Origin of the sequence: Kitasatospora sp. NPDC007106, assembly GCF_040634455.1 — a bacterium.
Lineage (GTDB): Bacteria > Actinomycetota > Actinomycetes > Streptomycetales > Streptomycetaceae > Kitasatospora > Kitasatospora arboriphila.
Genome location: NZ_JBEYFP010001456.1, coordinates 1 through 1,042, shown reverse-complemented (window position 1 = coordinate 1,042; position 1,042 = coordinate 1). Strand labels below are relative to the sequence as shown.

The window sequence follows — 1,042 nt, the reverse complement described above, 5'->3', positions numbered from 1 at the left end:
CCTGGGCCGGGCCAGGGGTTAGGGGACCAGGCGCAGCAACGCGGTGGTCATGGCGATCAGCACCTCGGCCTCGGCCCGGGTATAGGTGAAGGTCTTGGTGAGGGTGTCCTTGTGGAGGGCGCCGCTGGCCTGGTCGGCGAGAGCGGAGCGGATCCAGGCCCAGCGCTCGTCCTGGGTGCGCTGCTCCTTGTTCTTGCTCTGCCCGGGCCAGTGCCAGCCGCTGGTCTCCTCGGCGGATTCAACCCGTCAGCGCAACAGGGGCTCCAGCCTATCGGCCGGGGTGTCGAAGTCGAGGGTCGTCCGGAGGCGTGTGTTCAGCTTCAGGGCGATCCTGTCGAGGTCGTCCTGGGTCAGGTGTTCCATGCTCGTGCCCTTGGGCATGTACTGACGCAGCAGGCGGTTGGTGTTCTCGTTCGTGCCGCGCTGCCAGGGGCTTCTCGGGTCGGCGAAGTACACGCTCAGGCCGGTCGCGGCGGTGACGTCCTTGTGTCCGGCCAGCTCCATGCCGCGGTCCCAGGTTAGGGACTTCCTGAGCTCGGCGGGCAGATCGAGCATCTTGGCGGACAGCCTCGCGGTGACGGTGGCCATGTCCCGCCCGTCGAGCTGGACCAGGACCGTGAACCGGGTGGAGCGCTCGACAACCGTGGCGATCTGGGTCAGCCCGCGGCCCAGGAGAAGGTCGCCCTCCCAGTGACCTGGAACCGCGCGATCGTCCGCCTCGGCCGGCCGCTCGCTGATCGAAACCGCCTCCTTGATCTGCGAACACCACTGCCCCGTAGCGGTGTTGTGGATATTGCGGCGCGTCGGGCGGCCGGACCTCAGATGCTTCTGAAGCTCTTTGGCCAGCACCCCGCGGGCCTGGATGAACAACGACTTGTAGATCGTCTCGTGGCTCACCCGCATCCCCGATCCGTCGGCATGGACCTTGGCCAGATGGCCGGAGATCTGCTCCGGTGACCAGTCCTCGGCAAGCCTCTCAGCCACAAAGTCCCGAAGCGGCCGGTTGGAGGCGAGCAGGCACGGCTGCCGGCGCCGGGCCCGG

The 1,042-nt window shown here is 67.9% G+C and carries 1 protein-coding gene; it reads right to left on the bottom strand.

What is annotated here, in order from left to right:
- Positions 1-246: 246 nt before the first annotated feature.
- A partial coding sequence (locus tag ABZ641_RS39250) for an IS30 family transposase (RefSeq protein WP_359989530.1) occupies positions 247-1,042 on the bottom strand: 796 nt, incomplete at its 5' end.